We start from the raw sequence: 16,347 nt of genomic DNA, 5'->3' as shown, positions 1-16,347 counted from the left end.
GCTCTGTGGGGAGAAAAATGCGTTCTCGGATGGCGGTGTTATCCACTTATTCACACTATTCACAAAGAGAGAAAAAAAGAAGCAAAAAAAGAGAGAAAGGCTGCTACTACTACGAGTACTTTTCTCTTTGACGCAACAGGGCGCGATCGAACGTATGATCTCAATATCTTCCCCTGCAATAAGTTATCAATCGGTGAGGAAACCAATCGGACAGGATTGTTCCCCCTCTGCGATGAGAGGAGACACCTCAGGGCTGTCAAATGGGGATGAGTCACGAGTGCCCGAGAACCGGCGACGCTCCCTTATCCTTTTGCCGCTCGTGCCTCGACAGGTAATATCCATTGAGCAAGACGATAGCCGCCCCCCAGAGTATAGTCAAGGGCCACGTTGAGCGGCGATGGCGCATGAATGACGGGAAAATCCTGCTCATGATGCGCGGATGGTAGGTGGTGATGATGTGTTGGTGGCGGTAGAGCCTTGAGGGATGCATGCAACCCACATAGCCGAAATACAGGCTCACGCACAACAGGAGAGCGAAGATAATGGAAAAGGAGCGCCGAGGGACGCGGAGGAGGGCGTAGCAGAGCGCACCACCAAGGAGGGGAGCACTCGCCACCATGAAACGAGGTGGAGGGGCAAAGCCTCCCCACCAATGGATGAAGGACGCGCCGGGCAGATACAACGAGAGCAGAACGATCAGGAGCCAGACGCCCTGATCTCGCCGCTCGCGGAGGAGGAGCAGCAGGCCGGTGAACGAGAGGATATACACAGGCGACCACGCAAAGATACCATGCCCCTGGTCGAGGATGATCCCCAGGAGCCCATTGCTGATGCCCCTATTGAAGAAGCCGCGGCGAGCCCAATCCTGGGAGACATACCCACCCGCGGGATGTATCGTTCCAAAAGCGCGATACTGGTAGGAGAGGAGGAACACGAGAGAGACCGCGAGTGCCACACATGGGAATAGAAAATCAAAACGGCGCCCCCGTGTTGCGCTCCGTGACAGCAGCCAGATGATGATGACCGCCGGGGCTAAAAAGCGGAATGAGAGCCACGGGAGAAATGCCGCGGCGAGAGCAGAAAAAATGCGTGCGAGCGTATCGGCGTGACGGCGTGACGGCGAAATTGTAGCGCACCCTTTAGGGTGCGGAATTGTGTGGCGCAGCGCGTAGAGAACGAAGAGCGCCCCTGGGAGTTCCGGGTAGGCGAGATTGGAATAAAAAAGCACAGGGGGCGTGAGGACGACGGCCGCGGTGCTCGCCAATACCGGCAGGAGTTCCGTGCGCGCGGCAGACCCGGGACTGCGGTCGCTGGTGATGGCGGCGCAGTACCAATACACATTGACCGCGAGGAGCGCTCCAATAAAATTGAGGAAGAGGCACACCACGGGACGCGGGGCGATCGGGCCGTGCAGCCCCAGCGCGTAGGCCGGTGCGAGCAGGATCGCGAGGCCCGGTGTGTGGATCGAGTACACTTCCTTTTTCTCCCGATCCTTGCGCGCGGCGTGGCCGCCGCTCTGCTCCCTCCCGAAAAAGCGGCCATCCCTGTTGAGACAGTTGTTGTACAAATTGAAGTCTCCATCCGTCGCGAGGCTATGCGTGAGCATCAGGTAGGCAGGCTCGTCGCCCGCAAGCAGCAGGGCCTGGGCGGTCCCCGTGGCGCTCAAGCTCACGAACCGGGAACGCGCGAGTGAGAATACGGCGAGGGATGCGAAAAATACGCCGAATGTGATCAGCCGCCCATTTCTATTCATGCCATTTCATACTAGCACACGCGCCTCGCACAGTTGAAGCCCATTCTTTGTGTAAGGCCTCAGAAGGTGTGAAAAAATTGGTCTTGCACACGTCATTTCGAGGAGGCCGAGTCCCGCTAAGCGGGACGTGGCCGACGAAGCAATCTGACGCCATAGGTGTGTATGAAAGAACACTATCTGCATGGATCCGCTACCCCCACGCAACTGAGGCCTTACAGATTTCGTGTTTTTTATCTTGCATCCTGCGCTCATTTCTGTACAATAGCCGATCATCGAAAGGAGGGTTCTCTGAATGAATAGAGCAGAGTTGATCGCGGCCATTGTCGCCGATAAGAAAGCCGGCATTGAGACAAAGGCGGGGGCCGGCAGGATGCTGCAGGCCGTACTGGGCGGGATTTTGAGCGGCCTGAAGAAGCAGGGCTCGGTGAGCCTCGTGGGCTTCGGAACATTCAAGGTAAAAACTCGCGCGGCGCGCATGGGCCGCAACCCGAAAACGGGAGAGTCGATCAGGATCGCGGCGCGCAAAGCAGTGACGTTCAAGGCGAGCAAGGAACTGAAGAAGTCTGTCTAGGTTCGCATAACCGCACCGATAACAGAAAACCCTCCCACGGTGGAGGGTTTTCTGCCTTACGGAGAATGTCCAGGGTCGCGCGGGAGCGCCGTCCGAACTCCATCAGCCCCTCTCCGAAAACAGCATGTCGGCCTTGATCGCATCGTCCACGGCCAGATAGATCATCGCCCTGTTTGCTCCAGGCGAAATACTGCCGTAGCAGTAATTGATGTTATGGCTGCTCTTCGCGAGCTTTGCCATCACCTCACCCAGCACCCCCGGCCTGTTATCCAGAGGCAGTGCCAGCACCACGCGCACGAGAACGGCATACCCGTTTTCCCTCAAGAGCCTGACCGCGGCCCGTTCATCGCTCACGATGAGACGCAAGACCGCGCCCTCGGTGAACTCGCACACGGATATCGCTTCGATGTTAATACCAGCCTCCTTGAGCAGCGCGCAGAGCTTCGAACCTTCACCGGCCTGATTCACCACGGTAATTGACAACTGCTTCTTCAGCGCCATTGGTGACCTCCTTCCTCAGATCGCGGACAGCCGATGCGACGCAACAATACGAGCTCACATTAACAATGTATCGTACCACATGCGGGTTTCCCCTGTGAACATCTTTTGGACCATAATCCCTCAGTGATGGGGGACACTGATTCACTTCACGCAGTGTTTTCATCCACGGATTGACACGGATTTACACGGATGACCTGTTTAAAAATCCGTGCTCATCCGTGAAATCAGTGGATAGTCATTCATGCTGTTTTTTCCCTATAGCTGAGGGGTTACTTTTAACCTGTTCCGTCCCGCCAAAATATTTTTCCAACGGCCCCGCTCCTTTTGACATAATAGAAACCGGGCTAACGACGGGGCAATCGCATGCAGAATCCGCTGATCATCGCCGCACTGAGGACACCGCTCGGATCCTTTCAGGGAGGTCTCAAGGATTTCCCCGCCCCCCAGCTCTCCGGCATCGTCATCAGAGAACTGCTCCACCGGAGTGGAGTTCCTCCCGCCGACGTCACTGACGTCATCATGGGGAACGTCCTCCACGCGGGCCTGGGCCAGAACCCGGCCAGGCAGGCAGCGGTGCACGCCGGCATCCCCTATGGAGCTTCTGCGCTCACCATTGACATGGTGTGCGGCTCGGGGATCCGGGCTGTGTCCCTCGCTGCCCAATCCATATTACTCGGTGAAAGCGCGGTGATCGTCGCTGGCGGCATGGAGAACATGAGCCGGGCGCCTCACCTCTCGATGAGGGACTGCGCGGACGGGAGGGCAGTGAGTTCCTTGAGATACGACGGCCTCAGATGCGCCTTCAGCGGGAAACCCATGGGCATATTCGCCGAGCACCTCGCGCGCGCACACGGGATAGGCCGCGCCGCTCAGGACGAGTATGCCCTCTCGAGCCATCAGAGGGCATCCGCGAGCATTGACAACGGCCTTTTTGACCCGGAGGTCGTCCCCCTCCAGGGTCCGGCGGGAGGCGATGCAGGGCAGGGTCTTGCCCGTGACGAATGCCCCCGCTGTGATTGCACGCCCGAGAAGCTTTCCATCCTCAAACCCGCCTTTGAGAAAGGAGGGACCGTGACGGCAGGGAATGCAACTCCCATCGCGGATGGCGCCGCCGCGGTTCTGGTCGCCTCGGAGTCCTACGCACGCGGGAAGGGGATGCGGCCGCTCGCCCGCATCCTCTCCTGGAACATGGTCGGCGTTGAACCGCGGGAAACATTCGCGGCCCTCTTTCCCGCCGTGAGAGGGCTCCTCGCCAAGAGCGGCCTCGCGCTCAGCGACGTGGATGTATTTGAAATTGCTGACTCGTTCGCGGTCGAGGGGATCGTCGGTATCCGTGAGCTGCGGTTGCCCGCCGATAGAGTGAACATCCGCGGCGGCACGCTCTCACTCGGTCACCCGCTCGGTGCGAGCGGCTGCAGGATCCTGGTGACCCTCCTCCATATCCTGAAGGACACGCGGAAGAAACTGGGGCTCGCGGCAATCTGTCTGGGCGGTGGTAACGCGGTGGCGATGCTCGTGGAAAACCTTCCTATGGCCCAACACTGAACGCCTAATGTTTAAAGGCCCCGGAGGCGGGGCAATGGGCCGCACCTTGCCAACCGGCAATCGAGCAGACCCGAGCGATCACTCCCTGACAATCACTCCAGCTCCTTCATGAGCTTCTGGATCTGTGCGATCGCCTTGATGTAGCGCTTCGACTGCGGCTGGCGCACGAGCGCGTTCTGGTAGGATTTATAGGCGAGGTCGAAGAGTCCCTTGCGCTCGAAGCCGATGCCAAGATTGTAGTACGCCGCCGAATCCTCAGGCTTGGCTTTGATGGCCTGCATCCATTTCTCCATTGCCTCATCCCAGAGATTGTTTTTGGCGAGCTCCACGCCGAGCCTCGTCGAGTGGAACACACCTGTTTCTAACACCCGTTCTTCCTCAATAGGGTGCGCGGCGATCTGGCGTACGAATGATTTTACTGCACGGTCCAGGAGGAGATCAAGAATGACTTCCCTCGATGGCATCTGCGCAATCTCCTCAGGCCCCGTTCCCTCCCAGCTTCTCGACTCCGACTCCGACTTGGCGCAGATCACATTGCCCGGAAAGGCGTCAGCCATGCGGAAGTGGATATCAAGAACGGCATAGCGCTTGAGGTGGTTCTTCTCCACGAGCTTTTTTGTAAAGCGCTGGCGCGGCGTCGCCTCGCCATCCACCCCCACGTCCGAAATAATAGCACCGCGACTGTCTCGTGCGTAATCCCCTGTCCAAACCTGCTCCCTGACTTTCACCAGCCGGCTCTCCTCCTCGAATTGAAATTTTTCCACTGATCCATAGAGCACCGCATCCACCCCCAGCGCGGAACCGATTTTTCTCACCAGTGCGGCATCTGGGGGATAGGAGAAATTGATTCCCGCTGCGGTGAGGCGCGTGTTTATCTGATCGCTCTTCATCACCCGGTAGCGCCCTGTGTTCACCATCACCGCAGCGAGGTGCTGGGCAACCGCCTCCCCACGTTGAGATTCCGTTGCCGTATCAGCAAAGGGGAGCACGGCGACCTCCCCTATTCCGCTCACGTCAGCAACGGGCGGCCCGAGCCGCTCAATCGTCACCTTCGTCGTGGACATGCAGCCCGCGAGCGCGATAGCGAGGCCCGCGGCGCACATGGCCCTACTCCTTTTCACTGTCATCCGAGGCCTCCCCCCTCGTGCTGAGAAGATGGCTCACATCCTCCACCTTGGTAAGCACACTGCTCTCGACGTAGATCGGCGCGCCATTTTGCTTCGCGAGCACCACGCAATCGCTCGGCCGCGCATCAAGCTCAACGATGCGCGTACTGCCCTCGCTCTCTTCCCTGAGGAAGATGCGCGCGTAAAAGGTGCTGCCGCGAAGGTCATTGATCACCACCCGTTCGATGATCACCCCGAGTCCCGCGAGAATGCTGGTGATGAGATCGTGGGTGAGCGGGCGAATTTTTCTCACGCCCTCGACCGTCATGGACATCGCCATCCCCACCCCCGGGCCCACGTAGAGGACGAAGGTTTTATCCCCATTCCCCAAAAAGATGGCATACGCAGACGGTGTTGCGATGATCTTCTTAACATCCACCTGGACGAGCATAGAGTCCCCTCATCCCCCAAAATGGCGGATAACAGATCAAAATAATCACCCATTAGGTGCGAGTAAATAGAATTGGTTATTATTGTAGGGGCTCGATTTATCGAGCCCTGTGGGCGGGTCGGATGAATCCCTGCCCACCGGCAGGCAGGCGACCCCTACATTATCCGCCATTTCGGGCATCCCCTGGGCGTTGACCCCCCGACGGCGTTGTGAGAAAATACGAGGCATGGGGAAATCAATGAACGTGGGGGCAAGCTACCTCCTCGTCATACTGATTTACGCGTGCGGGATTCCGCTCCTGATCGCTCAACTGGGACCGATGTTTGACCGGCTCCTCAGCCTGGGTCCGCTGCTGCCATTCCCCTACCAGATCGCGGCAGGCATCATCGCCCTCGCCTACGCCTGGTTCTGGATCGCATGGGCGCAGGTGTTCATCATCAGGCGCGGCAAAGGGCATCCGAATGAAATACTCGGCTACGAGCTGGGACCGCTCACGCAACGCCTCGTCACCGAGGGGCCCTACCGCCACACGCGCAATCCGATGGCGTATGGCCTGCTTGTATTCTACTTCGTCGCCCTTGCGTTCCTCCGCAATTCGATCATCACGCTCGTGCTCTTCCCTCTCGCCTGTGTCTTTGAGATATGGTACCACAAGACATTTGAAGAGCCTGGATTGCTCAAGCGTTTTGGGAGCGAGTATGAACGATATCGGAAAGAGGTTCCGATACTCCTCCCCCTGCTCCGCGTGGTGAGGTACTCACGCTAGGGCTGCCCCCCGGGCGGCACCACCTCAACTCGTGGGATGGCAAACATCTTCGGCGGGGACTGCTGTTTCTCTCTGGCGATTTGCTCGGCTTGCCGCTGGAGATTCTGCTGCTGTAGGAGCAGGTTCTGTTCTTTGAACGCCAGCTGCTGTTCTCGAAAATCAGCCTCTCGCTGCCTCTGCTCAAGGCGCGCCTCCAGATCCCTCAAGCGCTTTTCCATTTCCTGGAGATCTCTCTTCTGCTGCTCAACGCTCTTCTCCCACTCCTCTTTATCCCTTGCAACACCCTTCTCAATCTCGTACGCCTTCTCTGCCGTAATCCACGTACCCTGATATTTCACAAGGCCCTTGGCCCGCTGCTCCTCCTCAACGCGCTTCGCCTCGTTGAGCTTTTTTTCCTCCTGACTCCGCTCCTGTTCCCATTGGGATTCGAGCGCGCGGTTCACCTCCGCAGTAGCTCTCTCTATCTTCGCGATGGCTCCTCTGGACAGCACAATAGTGCCCATACTGGACTTGATCGCTATCGAGGTTTCGCTCTCGCTGCTGATCACGCCGGTGATGTGGCCGCCCTTCTTGAGAAGGACGGTATCACCCCATGCGTGGACTGTAACGAACAATCCACAGGCCAGCGCAATGGCTGCGCCTGCACCCCATCTCGTTTTCAGGCGGACGGCATTCATTTTCACTGTATGATTGTACCATTCTTCCGCAGCAACTTCAAATGCAATCACGAGAAATAGGTGAAGCATTGAGTGCAGCAGTCTCACCCAATGAGTCAACAATCGCTCTTGCTGAATGGCGCCACATGGTGGTACTATTGTGTGGTATGACAAGGTTGAGCGTTTTTAAGGAGTTATTTCTGTTCCTGAAAGAAACCAAGAGGTGGTGGCTGGCGCCGATCATCATTGTATTGTTGTTGCTCGGCATATTTATATTCCTCACTGAGGGTTCAGCCGTTCTGCCGTTTATCTACACGCTCTTTTAACTTATCCCATCCATGACCCTGAAGCTGAAGATCGCACTCGTATTTCTTTCCACCGTCGCCTTCCTCTCGCTCATCACCTGGCAGAGGAAGCGCTTCCCGAAACCGATGGAGAAAGCCCTTGACGCCCTGAGAATCTGGTGGCGCGGCGTCGCCAAGAAGATTGGCCACGTGCAGACGGCTATTATCCTGACTATCTTCTACTTCACCGGTATCTCAGCTGGTGCGCTCATTTCAAAATGCCTGAGGCACGATTTCCTCAGATTGAGAGAATCCGGGAAATGGCTTGCGCGAAGAAAGAAAAAGGACACCATCGCGACGTTGATGAGGCAATTCTGATACAGAAGAATCCTAAATCCCAAACCCCAAATCCCAAATAGCAAATGGCAAAACGCAAATGAACATCCTCGGGATATCATGTTTCTATCATGACGCGGCGGCGGCCCTCTGTGTGGATGGGATGATCGTCGCCGCGGCAGAGGAAGAGCGATTTACCAGGAAGAAGCACGATTCCGGCTTCCCCAAAAACGCGATCAATTTCTGCCTCGAGTTCGCCGATCTCAAAATGTCCGACCTCGATTACGTCGTCTTCTATGAAAAGCCGTTTATAAAGATGGAGAGGTTATTGCTCACCTATATCGCAACATGGCCGCGATCCCTGAAGTCGTTCCTCTCCGCCATGCCCGTGTGGATGAAGGAGAAGATGCATATCCCCTCAATCATACAGAAGGAAACTGGTTACGAGGGGCCGATCCTCTACACCGACCACCATATCTCACACGCGGCGAGCTGCTTCCTATGCTCACCGTTCGCGGAGGCGGCCATCTTTACCATCGACGGCGTCGGGGAGTGGAACAGCGCTGCCTACGGCACCGGGAGTGGGAACCAGATCGAGCTCACGCATGAGATCAACTTCCCGCATTCCCTCGGCCTCCTTTACAGCGCCTTCACCGGCTACCTGGGTTTCCGTGTCAACGATGGAGAGTACAAGGTCATGGGCATGGCCCCCTACGGGACCCCTCGGTACATTGACAAGGTGAAGCAGCTCGTGCAGATCAATGACGACGGCAGTTTTAAGCTGAACATGGACTACTTCGCGTACCACTACAGGCTGGAGAACCTCTCGCCGAAGTTCATTGACCTTTTTGGCCCGCCGCGCGCGCCGGAGTCAATCTTCTATACCGAAAAGCTATATCCGGGCAAGGACCTGCCCGAGTGGAACGACGCTTATGCCGGAAACTGTCAGCGCTTTGCGGACATCGCCCACAGCATTCAGGACGTCACCGAGGAGGCGATGCTGAAAACCGCCGAGTTCCTGCACCGAACCACAGGGATGGATTACCTCTGCATGGCGGGAGGGGTGGCGCTGAACTGCGTCGCAAACGGCGAGATCCTGCGCAAAACCTCTTTCAAGGAGGTCTGGATACAGCCGGGAGCGGGCGACTCCGGGTGCGCCATCGGCGCGGCCCTCTATGTCTACAACACCGTCATCGGGAACCCTCGAAAGTGGGTTATGAAGCATGGTTACCTCGGGCCATCCTTCAGCGAGGATTCCATCAGGAAGTGGTTGAATGAGCACAATATCCCCTACACCGAATATTCCGAGAAGGATCTTCCCAAGGCGGTGGCGAAACTCATCGCCGAGGAAAACGTGGTCGGCTTCTACCACGGGCGGATGGAGTTCGGCCCGCGCGCGCTCGGGGCGCGCTCCATTCTCGCCGATCCGCGCAACCCGAAGATGAAGGACATCCTCAACGAGAAGATAAAGCACCGGGAACAGTTCAGGCCATTCGCCCCCGCCGTGCTGGTGGAGAAGGCCGGGGAATATTTCAACATCGGCTGCACGGATGCCCCGTACATGCTCCTTGTGGGCGAGGTGAGGCAGGACAAGAGGAAGGTCATCCCCGCGGTGACGCACGCGGACAACACGGCGCGCCCGCAGACCGTGCGCAGGGAGGTGAACCCGCGCTACTACGATATCATCGCCGAGTTCGGGAAGCTCACCGGCGTCCCCGTGATCATCAACACCTCTTTCAATGTCAGGGGCGAGCCGATCGTGCTCACCCCGTACGAGGCATACCGCTGCTTCGCCACCACGGACATGGATTACGTGGTCCTCGAGCGGTTCATCGTCTCCAAGAAGGCCATCCGCTCCGAGCACGTGCCCCCACCGCCCAAAAACCTCCTCCTGGATAAATAACCTTGTAGACGTTGTATACAACAACTTGCCCACCTGCAGGATAGGTCTGAATTCGCCCCCTGCTTCGGAATCGCGCCAACGTCTACGGTTTCTTAGCGATAACGTTCCAGTGCCAGTTCGCCATCCTCACCACCGGGATCCGTGCAAGGAGACGGTCAAGCCCGATGAGAAACGCCTCGACGCGGGGAGAGGGGGAGCGGAATTTCCTAAGCAGAGAGAACTCCTGGATAAATCCGTTCAGGTACCAGACTCGCGAAACGGAGACAGGCTCAAGGCCGGCCCCCTTGAGAATCCGCGCGATCCGCCTCCTGCTGAATCCGCTCGCTTCCCTGTCGCCGGGAGAATAGAGCTCGGCGTCTGATCCGCGCGTCTCTATCAGCACCCCTTTTGCGCGCCGGACGGTCTTCGCTTTCCGTAGCGCTTCACGGGGGGAGCGAATGAACAGCGCCGCGGCTTTCACGAGAACCGACACAAACCGCCGCGCGGGGAAGAGCGTATAATACGGCCAGGAGTTCGGCTCGAATCCGAGCACTACAACGCCCCCGGGCCTGCACACCCTCCGCATCTCGGCAACGCTGCGTTCCGGCGAGGGCAGGTGGTGGAGCGCAGCGGTAATGAAAACCGCGTCAAAATTGTCCGACGGGAACGGAATCGCCTCCGCATCAAACACAAAAAAACTAACCGCGCCCTCCGCCGCGCCCGACGTGCGCACACGCTCCCGCGCCTTCCTCACCATACCCGGGGAGATATCGCTGAGATACACGGCCATGCCCCGCGCCGCGAGCCTCGCCGTATCCCAGCCCGTCCCGCAGCCGAGTTCGAGGATCACGCTGCCGGGCTCGAGCGCCCCGAGATACCTATGATACTCCTCTTTGAACCTGGCGACGCGGCCGGCATCGAGATTATGTATATCTTCGAACTCCTCGCTCAGGGCGGCGTGATACGCGCTCTCCCGTTCCTTGAACTGACCCAGCGAGAGGGGGAGAAGTATCGGGATATCGTCGTCGAGGGGAAACGACCCGCGGCAGGCGTCACAGGAAATGCCATTCCCCTTCCGGCTTAACGGATGCCGGCACTCGGGACAGAGCAGCGGAATGTCACTGCTCACAAAAATAACCCCACAAAAATAACCCCTTGACTGTGGTGGTGAATAGTACTAAAATTTACCCATATAAATGTACCAGGTAAAGGGTTTGTCGGTACCCCTTTCATACCCGGTTAACCATTATATCTTGTCCCTGAGCACCGGGCACTGATTATTTGCCATGCAGGGGCTATCCTTCTGCAAAGGGTACGGTTATGAATGATACACCGGGCCGCATGCGCAAGGTATTAAAATGGGCCGCACTTGGCCTGCTCCTCCTCATGTTCGCGGTGAGCATCTTTTTTAATATCGCCCTCTCCATGCTCGTTATCGGACAGAGCGCATCGGGGAGCGACGCCGCAAAATTCCGCGAGTTCACGGTGGAGGGAGAGGGTCCCGACAAGGCCGCCCTTATTCCCATACGGGGGTTAATCGGCAGCGGTTACGGGGATTCACTCTTCGGGGGGCGCGGAATGGTCGCCTCGATCCTCTCACAGCTCAAGAAGGCCGCGGGCGACAACGCCGTGAAAGCCGTTATCCTTGAGATTGACAGCCCCGGGGGGAGTGTCGGGGACAGCGATCTCATTTACCACGAGGTCCAAAAGATACGCAAAAGCGGCAAGCCGGTAGTCTCTTTTCTCAGAGACGTCGCCACCTCAGGCGCGTACTACGTCGCGGTGGGTTCCGACAAGATCATCGCGCAACCGACGACCATCACCGGCAATATAGGCGTCATCGTGCACAGCGTGAATGTGGAGGGGCTGTTCCAAAAGTTGGGGATCAGGGAAGTCATCATTAAAAAGGGGAGAATGAAAGACCTCCTCTCCCCCACCCGCCCGCTCACCCCCGAGGAGGAACAGCTCCTGCAGGGCATCACCGACGAGGTCTTCTACAGGTTCGCAACCGTCGTCGCCTCACAGAGAAAATTGAGCAGGGAGCAGATGAGCCACATCGCGGACGGAAGAATCTTCCTCGCCCCTGAAGCGCTCAGGGCAGGCCTGGTTGATGCCATCGGATACCGCGACGAGTCCCTCGCAGCGGTGCGCGGGATGCTCGGCGTGAAAAAAATCAGGCTCATCCGCTATGAGAAGCTCTTTTCGCTCAGGGAGATGTTGAGCGCGTCCTCTCATGCATTTTCACCCTTGGTGAGTCTCCGGGAAGGGATGATGGAGGCGGCCGCCCCCAAGCTGATGTATCTATGGACCATCGACTGAATGGACAAAGAAAATCACATGGTCACCACACCTTGAAACCCGTGGATCTGATCTCCAGTGCTCACCAAACGATCTGACATAACGTATATCGCATATCTGAACGAACACCAGGTCCTGCGAATGAAGCACGACCTCATGGAGCAGGGGTTCGAGATCAGGGAGAAGGTCCCGCACGCGTTCTACGGGGCGAGCAAGAAGGGCGTGAGCCTGACTGCCTTCCGCAACGGCAAGCTGCTCATCCAAGGAAAGGGCACCCATGATTTCATCGTCTTCTACCTCGAGCCGGTACTGCTCAAGGAGGTGTCGCTGGGGTATGAAGAGATACTCGACCCCTCCATCGCCGAGGCCCGCATCGGGGTGGACGAGAGCGGGAAGGGTGATTACTTCGGACCGCTGATCATCGCCTCCGTCTATGTTGAAAAGCCGATCGCGCGAAAAATGCTCGATCTCGGCGTCGCCGACAGCAAACAGCTCACCGCGAAACGCATTGAAGAAATGGCAGAAGTGATTAAAAACGAGGCCACCTACTCGATTGTCGCGATCGGCCCCGAAAAGTACAATGCGCTCTATGAAAAAATCGGAAACCTCAACAGGCTCCTCGCGTGGGGACACGCCCGGGCGCTGGAAAACGTGCTCATCAAAAAATCGAACTGCAAAAAGGCGATCCTCGATAAGTTCGCGGACAAGAGCGTGCTCAACCTCGCCCTGATGAAGCGGGGCAAGAAGATTGATATCGTGTTCAGGGTAAAAGCGGAATCGGATATCGCCGTCGCAGCCGCTTCAATCCTCGCGAGGAACGAGTTCTGCACGCGATTGCAAAAGCTCGAGGAGGAGTTTAAAGCCACCTTCCCGAAGGGCGGGGGGGCGGCCGTGGAAAAAATGGCGAAGCAGTTCATCTCGACCCACGGCGTGGAGAGCCTCGCGAAGGTGGCCAAGCTGCATTTCAAAATCAGTAAAAAGGTGATCCTGGAGAGCTAGGCCCAACCGGGAACGTAAAAAACCGGTTGACGGTGGCTCGCGCATCCTGCTAGCATTGTCGATTGAACGTTCAGATCCCACGGAGGGGCTATGTATAAAATGGCCGTCGTGCTCGCGTTTTTTTCGCTCATTGCCTTCGCATATCCCTCATCTGCCGCCATTGACAGGATACAGAAAGAAGACGGCATGCGCTTCGGCGTGGGCATCCTGAACCTCTACTACAACATCGCGAAGGGCGTCGTCATATTCCCCAAGACCGTGGTTCTCGGTCTCTGTGAACTCCCCAAGGCTGTTGCCACTGACATATTCCAGGTCGGGCAGAAGGGCGTGCCAGGCGCCTACTACATGACCGAACAGGAACGGAAGGAACGGGAAAAGCAGAAAAAAGAAGAACGGCTCCTCAAAGACCAGGAAAAACAGAACACGCTGTATCAACAAGGGATAAACCCCACCGATAAAGTGCCCGTCACGAAACTCAAATCCTGGTAGCCGTTCGGGGGTCAAGGGGCGCGGCTCCGAGCTCCCCCTTGGATGTTAACTTCCCCCCATGATGTCCTTATCCCTCTGGACAGCATACGTTATTATGACCACAGAGGCAAACCTGAACATGCATATTTTTACACTTATCTCACTCCTTCTCTTCGCCACTACCTCTGCACACGGGAGCGGGTCTCTTGATCTTCTCCCCTCCGATGCCGTTCTCACCATGTCGCTCAGCATAAAGGAAAATGACCCGGGGCAGAAGTGGGTATTCAGCGAGCTCACGAAACATCTCATCTCAGAAGCGGGCGAGCGGGACAAAACCGCCCCCCTCGACGAGATACGCCTTTTCCGCTTTTCTGATTTCTGCTTCGCCCTCTTTCCCCCGGCGGTGGGAGATCATGAACAGATGCTCATCGCGGCAGGCCTCCTTCCGAGCGGCGGAACGTTCGGGCTCACCTACGGCGATCAGAAATTTCAGCTCAACGTGAGAGACACCAAGACCGCAACGAACACGCAGACCGGCCTCCTCACCCTCCTCCTCGGAATCGCGTGCAGGGTCCCGGCAGATAGCCCGCCCGATGGCGGCATCTACGCCAACCCGCTCAGGGAAAACAAGGGTAAATTTTCTGCCTTCTCGGTGAGCGATGAACGCGGCCTCGTTGCCACCAGCAAGTCGATCATCAAAACCGCCCGCTCCGGCGGAAGCCGCCTGATCGCGTCTCGCCCCTACCAGGAGATCATGGCGCTCCTCCCCCGGGACTGGGATGCGTACGGCTACGCCAACAATGAGAATGGCGTCTTGTCGCACATGCTTGAGGCAAAAAAGAGAGGATGGCAGATCCTCCTGCTCACGCTCCTGACCCCTGCAAAGAGGGTCGGCATGGCACTGGATGTCGTGGACAAGGATCACAGCCGCATCGCACTTGTCCTCGCGGCGGCCGGCCCAAACGAGGTGAAGGAACTGCGCGGCAAACTCGAACCGACGCTCAATCTCCTTGTCGCGCAGTATCTGGACAAGCGCATCAGCAGCGCGCTCCGGTTTGAAGAGATCTCGAACGCCCTTAAGATCGACGCGCAGCTCTCAAACACCTCCTCCTACTGGGAGGGGGTATTCCACAAGAAAACCGCTACGCCGAAACCGGCCCATGCGACGGGGAAGGGAAATGAGCCGGGAGCCAGATGACCGGGCTGCGAGGCAGGTGTGTGCCGCGCTCCTGAAAAACGGCATGGCGGCGATCTGGGCAGCCGACGGGGCGAAGGCGCTGGAGGGTGCGGTCGCGCTCATACAACCAGGCGACCGTATCGGAGTGGGCGGCTCAGTGACGCTAGAGGAAATCGGCCTCATGGAGCTCCTGCGCAGCGGGCACGTCGGTCAGGTGACCTTCACCCTCTACGATCAATACCGCAAGGACCTTCCGCGCGAGGAGGCGCTGTCTCTCAGGCATAAGAGCCTCGAGTCGGATCTCTTTTTCAGCGGGGCAAATGCCATCACACTGGGGGGCGAGCTCGTCAACATGGACGGTTACGGCAACCGCGTCGCCGGCCTCGCCTTCGGTCCCGGGAGGATCTGCGTCATCGCCGGCATGAACAAGATCGTTGCCGATATCCCCGCCGCCCTCGCCCGGATCAAGACCATCGCAGCCCCGCGCAACTGCCGCAGGCTCAACCGCCTCACGCCGTGCCATGAGACCGGACGCTGCAATGATGCCGTGTGTCAGGCGCCGGAGAGGATCTGTAACGTGTACTCCGTGATACGGCGCCAACCGGGCGGGAATCGCATCACGGTCATTCTCGTCGGCGAAGCGCTCGGGTACTGAAATTTGCTGGAACAGGATGCACGCAGATTGGAAATAATGTTCTTGCCGCAAACTCTCTTCTCAGAACTTCTAGCTGTATTGCCCCGCCGGCCGTTATCTATTCCCAGTTTCGCAATAAAAAGGACATTGCCCTTTCTACACACCTCGTGCGTTTTTTGTGCAGCAAGAAATTGACATATCGATAAGAATATGATTTAATATGGCTGCTTTAAGGCACATATATATTACTCTGGGACTTATGTGCGAGGCCTTGGAAAGAGGAAGAACGTAAAATATAGATTCCCGGTCAAAACCGTCCAAAATGCCGTTTTAGCCCTTATATTTGAGGGGGATGTCTCGAAAAGTCATTTATCTTGGACAGCAGTGATTGCAAGATTAAACTCTATAACTCCTGACAAGCCTATATGAAGCGATCTTCGATGGATAATAACGAAGCCATGGCACTTATTAATAGCATTTCATGGTATCATCGTTATGAAATATGCCCGGGAATAATCACCCCCGGATATTGTGATGCGGATCCTATTGGTTTATTTCGTAGACTAGTGTAGTGTCCCGCAAATAACTATACAGTTGCCGTCTGCTTTGTTTTTCGCTGTCTCGGCTGCGTACATCCCGGCTTGATCGTCTCCAGTTTCTTGCGTGCTCGCGCGAGTTTCGCCACGATGTCGCCCACTGTCGCCGTCCAGATGAAAGGGCGCGGTTTTTCATTCCACGCCGCCAAGTAGTCAGCGATCGACTTCTCCAGATCGGGGACGCTAACCCGACTTTCTCACTTTTGAGGGTAAAATACCGTTTTGATGGGAAATATTGCCACCTCCTGCCTCAGGTCTCCCACACATTTGGCACCTGGTGCTGATAAACTCTTGGCGGAGGTTGGGCCGGTAGTTGCCATCCAA

General features: G+C 57.2%; 19 protein-coding genes. 12 read left to right on the top strand and 7 right to left on the bottom strand.

Going from position 1 to position 16,347, the window contains the following annotated elements; genetic code table 11:
- The coding region (locus tag NTX71_00335) for a hypothetical protein (GenBank protein ID MCX6338351.1) at window positions 1-270 on the top strand (270 nt) is incomplete at its 5' end.
- A 1-nt stretch (window position 271) separates the two neighbouring features.
- Here the strand turns inward: NTX71_00335 and NTX71_00330 are convergent.
- Window positions 272-1,753, bottom strand: a complete 1,482-nt coding sequence (locus NTX71_00330; GenBank protein MCX6338350.1) for a hypothetical protein — start codon at window positions 1,751-1,753, stop codon at window positions 272-274.
- A gap of 292 nt (window positions 1,754-2,045) precedes the next feature.
- Here NTX71_00330 and NTX71_00325 point away from each other — a divergent pair, with 292 nt between their 5' ends.
- The gene (locus NTX71_00325; protein ID MCX6338349.1) at window positions 2,046-2,324 is read left to right on the top strand and encodes an HU family DNA-binding protein; all 279 of its coding nucleotides are present in this window, start codon (window positions 2,046-2,048) and stop codon (window positions 2,322-2,324) included.
- A gap of 102 nt (window positions 2,325-2,426) precedes the next feature.
- Here NTX71_00325 and NTX71_00320 read toward each other — a convergent pair whose 3' ends face one another.
- A complete protein-coding gene (locus tag NTX71_00320) occupies window positions 2,427-2,825 on the bottom strand; it encodes a hypothetical protein (GenBank protein MCX6338348.1) in 399 nt (132 codons plus the stop codon).
- Window positions 2,826-3,188: 363 nt separating this feature from the next.
- Between NTX71_00320 and NTX71_00315 the strand changes: the two genes are divergently transcribed.
- Complete coding sequence (locus tag NTX71_00315) at window positions 3,189-4,370, top strand: thiolase family protein (protein ID MCX6338347.1); 1,182 nt, start codon at window positions 3,189-3,191, stop codon at window positions 4,368-4,370.
- Between the two features lie 92 nt (window positions 4,371-4,462).
- Here the strand turns inward: NTX71_00315 and NTX71_00310 are convergent, their stop codons facing one another.
- Genes NTX71_00310 through NTX71_00300 form a run of 3 tightly spaced genes read right to left on the bottom strand, consistent with a single transcriptional unit; the run spans window position 4,463 to window position 6,098 of the window.
- Window positions 4,463-5,497, bottom strand: a complete 1,035-nt coding sequence (locus NTX71_00310; GenBank protein ID MCX6338346.1) for a DUF6340 family protein — start codon at window positions 5,495-5,497, stop codon at window positions 4,463-4,465.
- Window positions 5,478-5,927: a bifunctional nuclease family protein gene (locus NTX71_00305; GenBank protein MCX6338345.1), complete on the bottom strand. Its 450-nt coding sequence runs from the start codon at window positions 5,925-5,927 to the stop codon at window positions 5,478-5,480. The genes NTX71_00310 and NTX71_00305 overlap by 20 nt, the downstream gene beginning before the upstream one ends.
- Window positions 5,928-5,972: 45 nt before the next feature.
- Window positions 5,973-6,098 (bottom strand): hypothetical protein, encoded by a 126-nt coding sequence (locus tag NTX71_00300; protein MCX6338344.1) that lies wholly within the window; start codon window positions 6,096-6,098, stop codon window positions 5,973-5,975.
- Window positions 6,099-6,165: 67 nt separating this feature from the next.
- Here NTX71_00300 and NTX71_00295 point away from each other — a divergent pair, with 67 nt between their 5' ends.
- Entirely contained in the window at window positions 6,166-6,693 is a 528-nt protein-coding gene (locus NTX71_00295) for an isoprenylcysteine carboxylmethyltransferase family protein (protein ID MCX6338343.1), read from the top strand.
- Here the strand turns inward: NTX71_00295 and NTX71_00290 are convergent.
- Window positions 6,690-7,439, bottom strand: coding sequence for a hypothetical protein (locus NTX71_00290; protein ID MCX6338342.1), 750 nt, complete (start codon window positions 7,437-7,439; stop codon window positions 6,690-6,692). The genes NTX71_00295 and NTX71_00290 overlap by 4 nt on opposite strands.
- A 77-nt stretch (window positions 7,440-7,516) precedes the next feature.
- On the opposite strand from NTX71_00290, the gene NTX71_00285 reads away from it, so the two are divergent.
- Genes NTX71_00285 through NTX71_00275 form a run of 3 tightly spaced genes read left to right on the top strand, consistent with a single transcriptional unit; the run spans window position 7,517 to window position 9,872 of the window.
- Window positions 7,517-7,675, top strand: a complete 159-nt coding sequence (locus NTX71_00285) for a DUF5989 family protein (GenBank protein MCX6338341.1) — start codon at window positions 7,517-7,519, stop codon at window positions 7,673-7,675.
- 12 nt (window positions 7,676-7,687) lie between these two features.
- Entirely contained in the window at window positions 7,688-8,011 is a 324-nt protein-coding gene (locus NTX71_00280; protein MCX6338340.1) for a hypothetical protein, read from the top strand.
- Between the two features lie 58 nt (window positions 8,012-8,069).
- Entirely contained in the window at window positions 8,070-9,872 is a 1,803-nt protein-coding gene (locus tag NTX71_00275) for a carbamoyltransferase (GenBank protein ID MCX6338339.1), read from the top strand.
- Window positions 9,873-9,954: 82 nt separating this feature from the next.
- Here the strand turns inward: NTX71_00275 and NTX71_00270 are convergent, their stop codons facing one another.
- Window positions 9,955-10,980: a methyltransferase domain-containing protein gene (locus tag NTX71_00270; protein ID MCX6338338.1), complete on the bottom strand. Its 1,026-nt coding sequence runs from the start codon at window positions 10,978-10,980 to the stop codon at window positions 9,955-9,957.
- 191 nt (window positions 10,981-11,171) lie between these two features.
- On the opposite strand from NTX71_00270, the gene sppA reads away from it, so the two are divergent.
- The 5 genes from sppA to NTX71_00245 all read left to right on the top strand — a co-directional run bounded on the left by sppA (window position 11,172) and on the right by NTX71_00245 (window position 15,448).
- Window positions 11,172-12,170, top strand: coding sequence for a signal peptide peptidase SppA (sppA, locus tag NTX71_00265; protein ID MCX6338337.1), 999 nt, complete (start codon window positions 11,172-11,174; stop codon window positions 12,168-12,170).
- 57 nt (window positions 12,171-12,227) lie between these two features.
- Window positions 12,228-13,148, top strand: a complete 921-nt coding sequence (gene rnhC / locus NTX71_00260) for a ribonuclease HIII (protein MCX6338336.1) — start codon at window positions 12,228-12,230, stop codon at window positions 13,146-13,148.
- Between the two features lie 90 nt (window positions 13,149-13,238).
- The gene (locus tag NTX71_00255; GenBank protein MCX6338335.1) at window positions 13,239-13,637 is read left to right on the top strand and encodes a hypothetical protein; all 399 of its coding nucleotides are present in this window, start codon (window positions 13,239-13,241) and stop codon (window positions 13,635-13,637) included.
- A gap of 94 nt (window positions 13,638-13,731) precedes the next feature.
- Window positions 13,732-14,814, top strand: a complete 1,083-nt coding sequence (locus NTX71_00250) for a hypothetical protein (protein MCX6338334.1) — start codon at window positions 13,732-13,734, stop codon at window positions 14,812-14,814.
- On the top strand, window positions 14,795-15,448 hold the full coding sequence (locus NTX71_00245) for a lactate utilization protein (protein MCX6338333.1): 654 nt from the start codon (window positions 14,795-14,797) through the stop codon (window positions 15,446-15,448). Before NTX71_00250 ends, NTX71_00245 begins: the two co-directional genes overlap by 20 nt.
- Window positions 15,449-16,347 lie beyond the last annotated feature (899 nt).

It is taken from the genome of Candidatus Auribacterota bacterium, from assembly GCA_026392035.1.
GTDB lineage: Bacteria > Auribacterota > Tritonobacteria > UBA1439 > UBA1439 > JAPLCX01.
Note: the sequence above shows the minus strand (reverse complement) of the source record. Positions and strands in the feature narration are given on the sequence as shown.

What these genes read in the sequence shown, in the direction of transcription:
- NTX71_00250 (MCX6338334.1), top strand. Translation starts at nt 13,732, where the DNA reads ATGACCACAGAGGCAAACCTGAACATGCATATTTTTACACTTATCTCA.
- NTX71_00280 (MCX6338340.1), top strand. Translation starts at nt 7,688, where the DNA reads ATGACCCTGAAGCTGAAGATCGCACTCGTATTTCTTTCCACCGTCGCC.
- NTX71_00275 (MCX6338339.1), top strand. Translation starts at nt 8,070, where the DNA reads ATGAACATCCTCGGGATATCATGTTTCTATCATGACGCGGCGGCGGCC.
- NTX71_00255 (MCX6338335.1), top strand. Translation starts at nt 13,239, where the DNA reads ATGTATAAAATGGCCGTCGTGCTCGCGTTTTTTTCGCTCATTGCCTTC.
- sppA (MCX6338337.1), top strand. Translation starts at nt 11,172, where the DNA reads ATGAATGATACACCGGGCCGCATGCGCAAGGTATTAAAATGGGCCGCA.
- NTX71_00285 (MCX6338341.1), top strand. Translation starts at nt 7,517, where the DNA reads ATGACAAGGTTGAGCGTTTTTAAGGAGTTATTTCTGTTCCTGAAAGAA.
- NTX71_00305 (MCX6338345.1), bottom strand. Translation starts at nt 5,927, where the DNA reads ATGCTCGTCCAGGTGGATGTTAAGAAGATCATCGCAACACCGTCTGCG.
- NTX71_00325 (MCX6338349.1), top strand. Translation starts at nt 2,046, where the DNA reads ATGAATAGAGCAGAGTTGATCGCGGCCATTGTCGCCGATAAGAAAGCC.
- NTX71_00290 (MCX6338342.1), bottom strand. Translation starts at nt 7,439, where the DNA reads ATGCTTCACCTATTTCTCGTGATTGCATTTGAAGTTGCTGCGGAAGAA.
- NTX71_00315 (MCX6338347.1), top strand. Translation starts at nt 3,189, where the DNA reads ATGCAGAATCCGCTGATCATCGCCGCACTGAGGACACCGCTCGGATCC.
- NTX71_00245 (MCX6338333.1), top strand. Translation starts at nt 14,795, where the DNA reads ATGAGCCGGGAGCCAGATGACCGGGCTGCGAGGCAGGTGTGTGCCGCG.
- NTX71_00320 (MCX6338348.1), bottom strand. Translation starts at nt 2,825, where the DNA reads ATGGCGCTGAAGAAGCAGTTGTCAATTACCGTGGTGAATCAGGCCGGT.
- NTX71_00295 (MCX6338343.1), top strand. Translation starts at nt 6,166, where the DNA reads ATGAACGTGGGGGCAAGCTACCTCCTCGTCATACTGATTTACGCGTGC.
- NTX71_00310 (MCX6338346.1), bottom strand. Translation starts at nt 5,497, where the DNA reads ATGACAGTGAAAAGGAGTAGGGCCATGTGCGCCGCGGGCCTCGCTATC.
- NTX71_00330 (MCX6338350.1), bottom strand. Translation starts at nt 1,753, where the DNA reads ATGAATAGAAATGGGCGGCTGATCACATTCGGCGTATTTTTCGCATCC.
- NTX71_00300 (MCX6338344.1), bottom strand. Translation starts at nt 6,098, where the DNA reads ATGGCGGATAATGTAGGGGTCGCCTGCCTGCCGGTGGGCAGGGATTCA.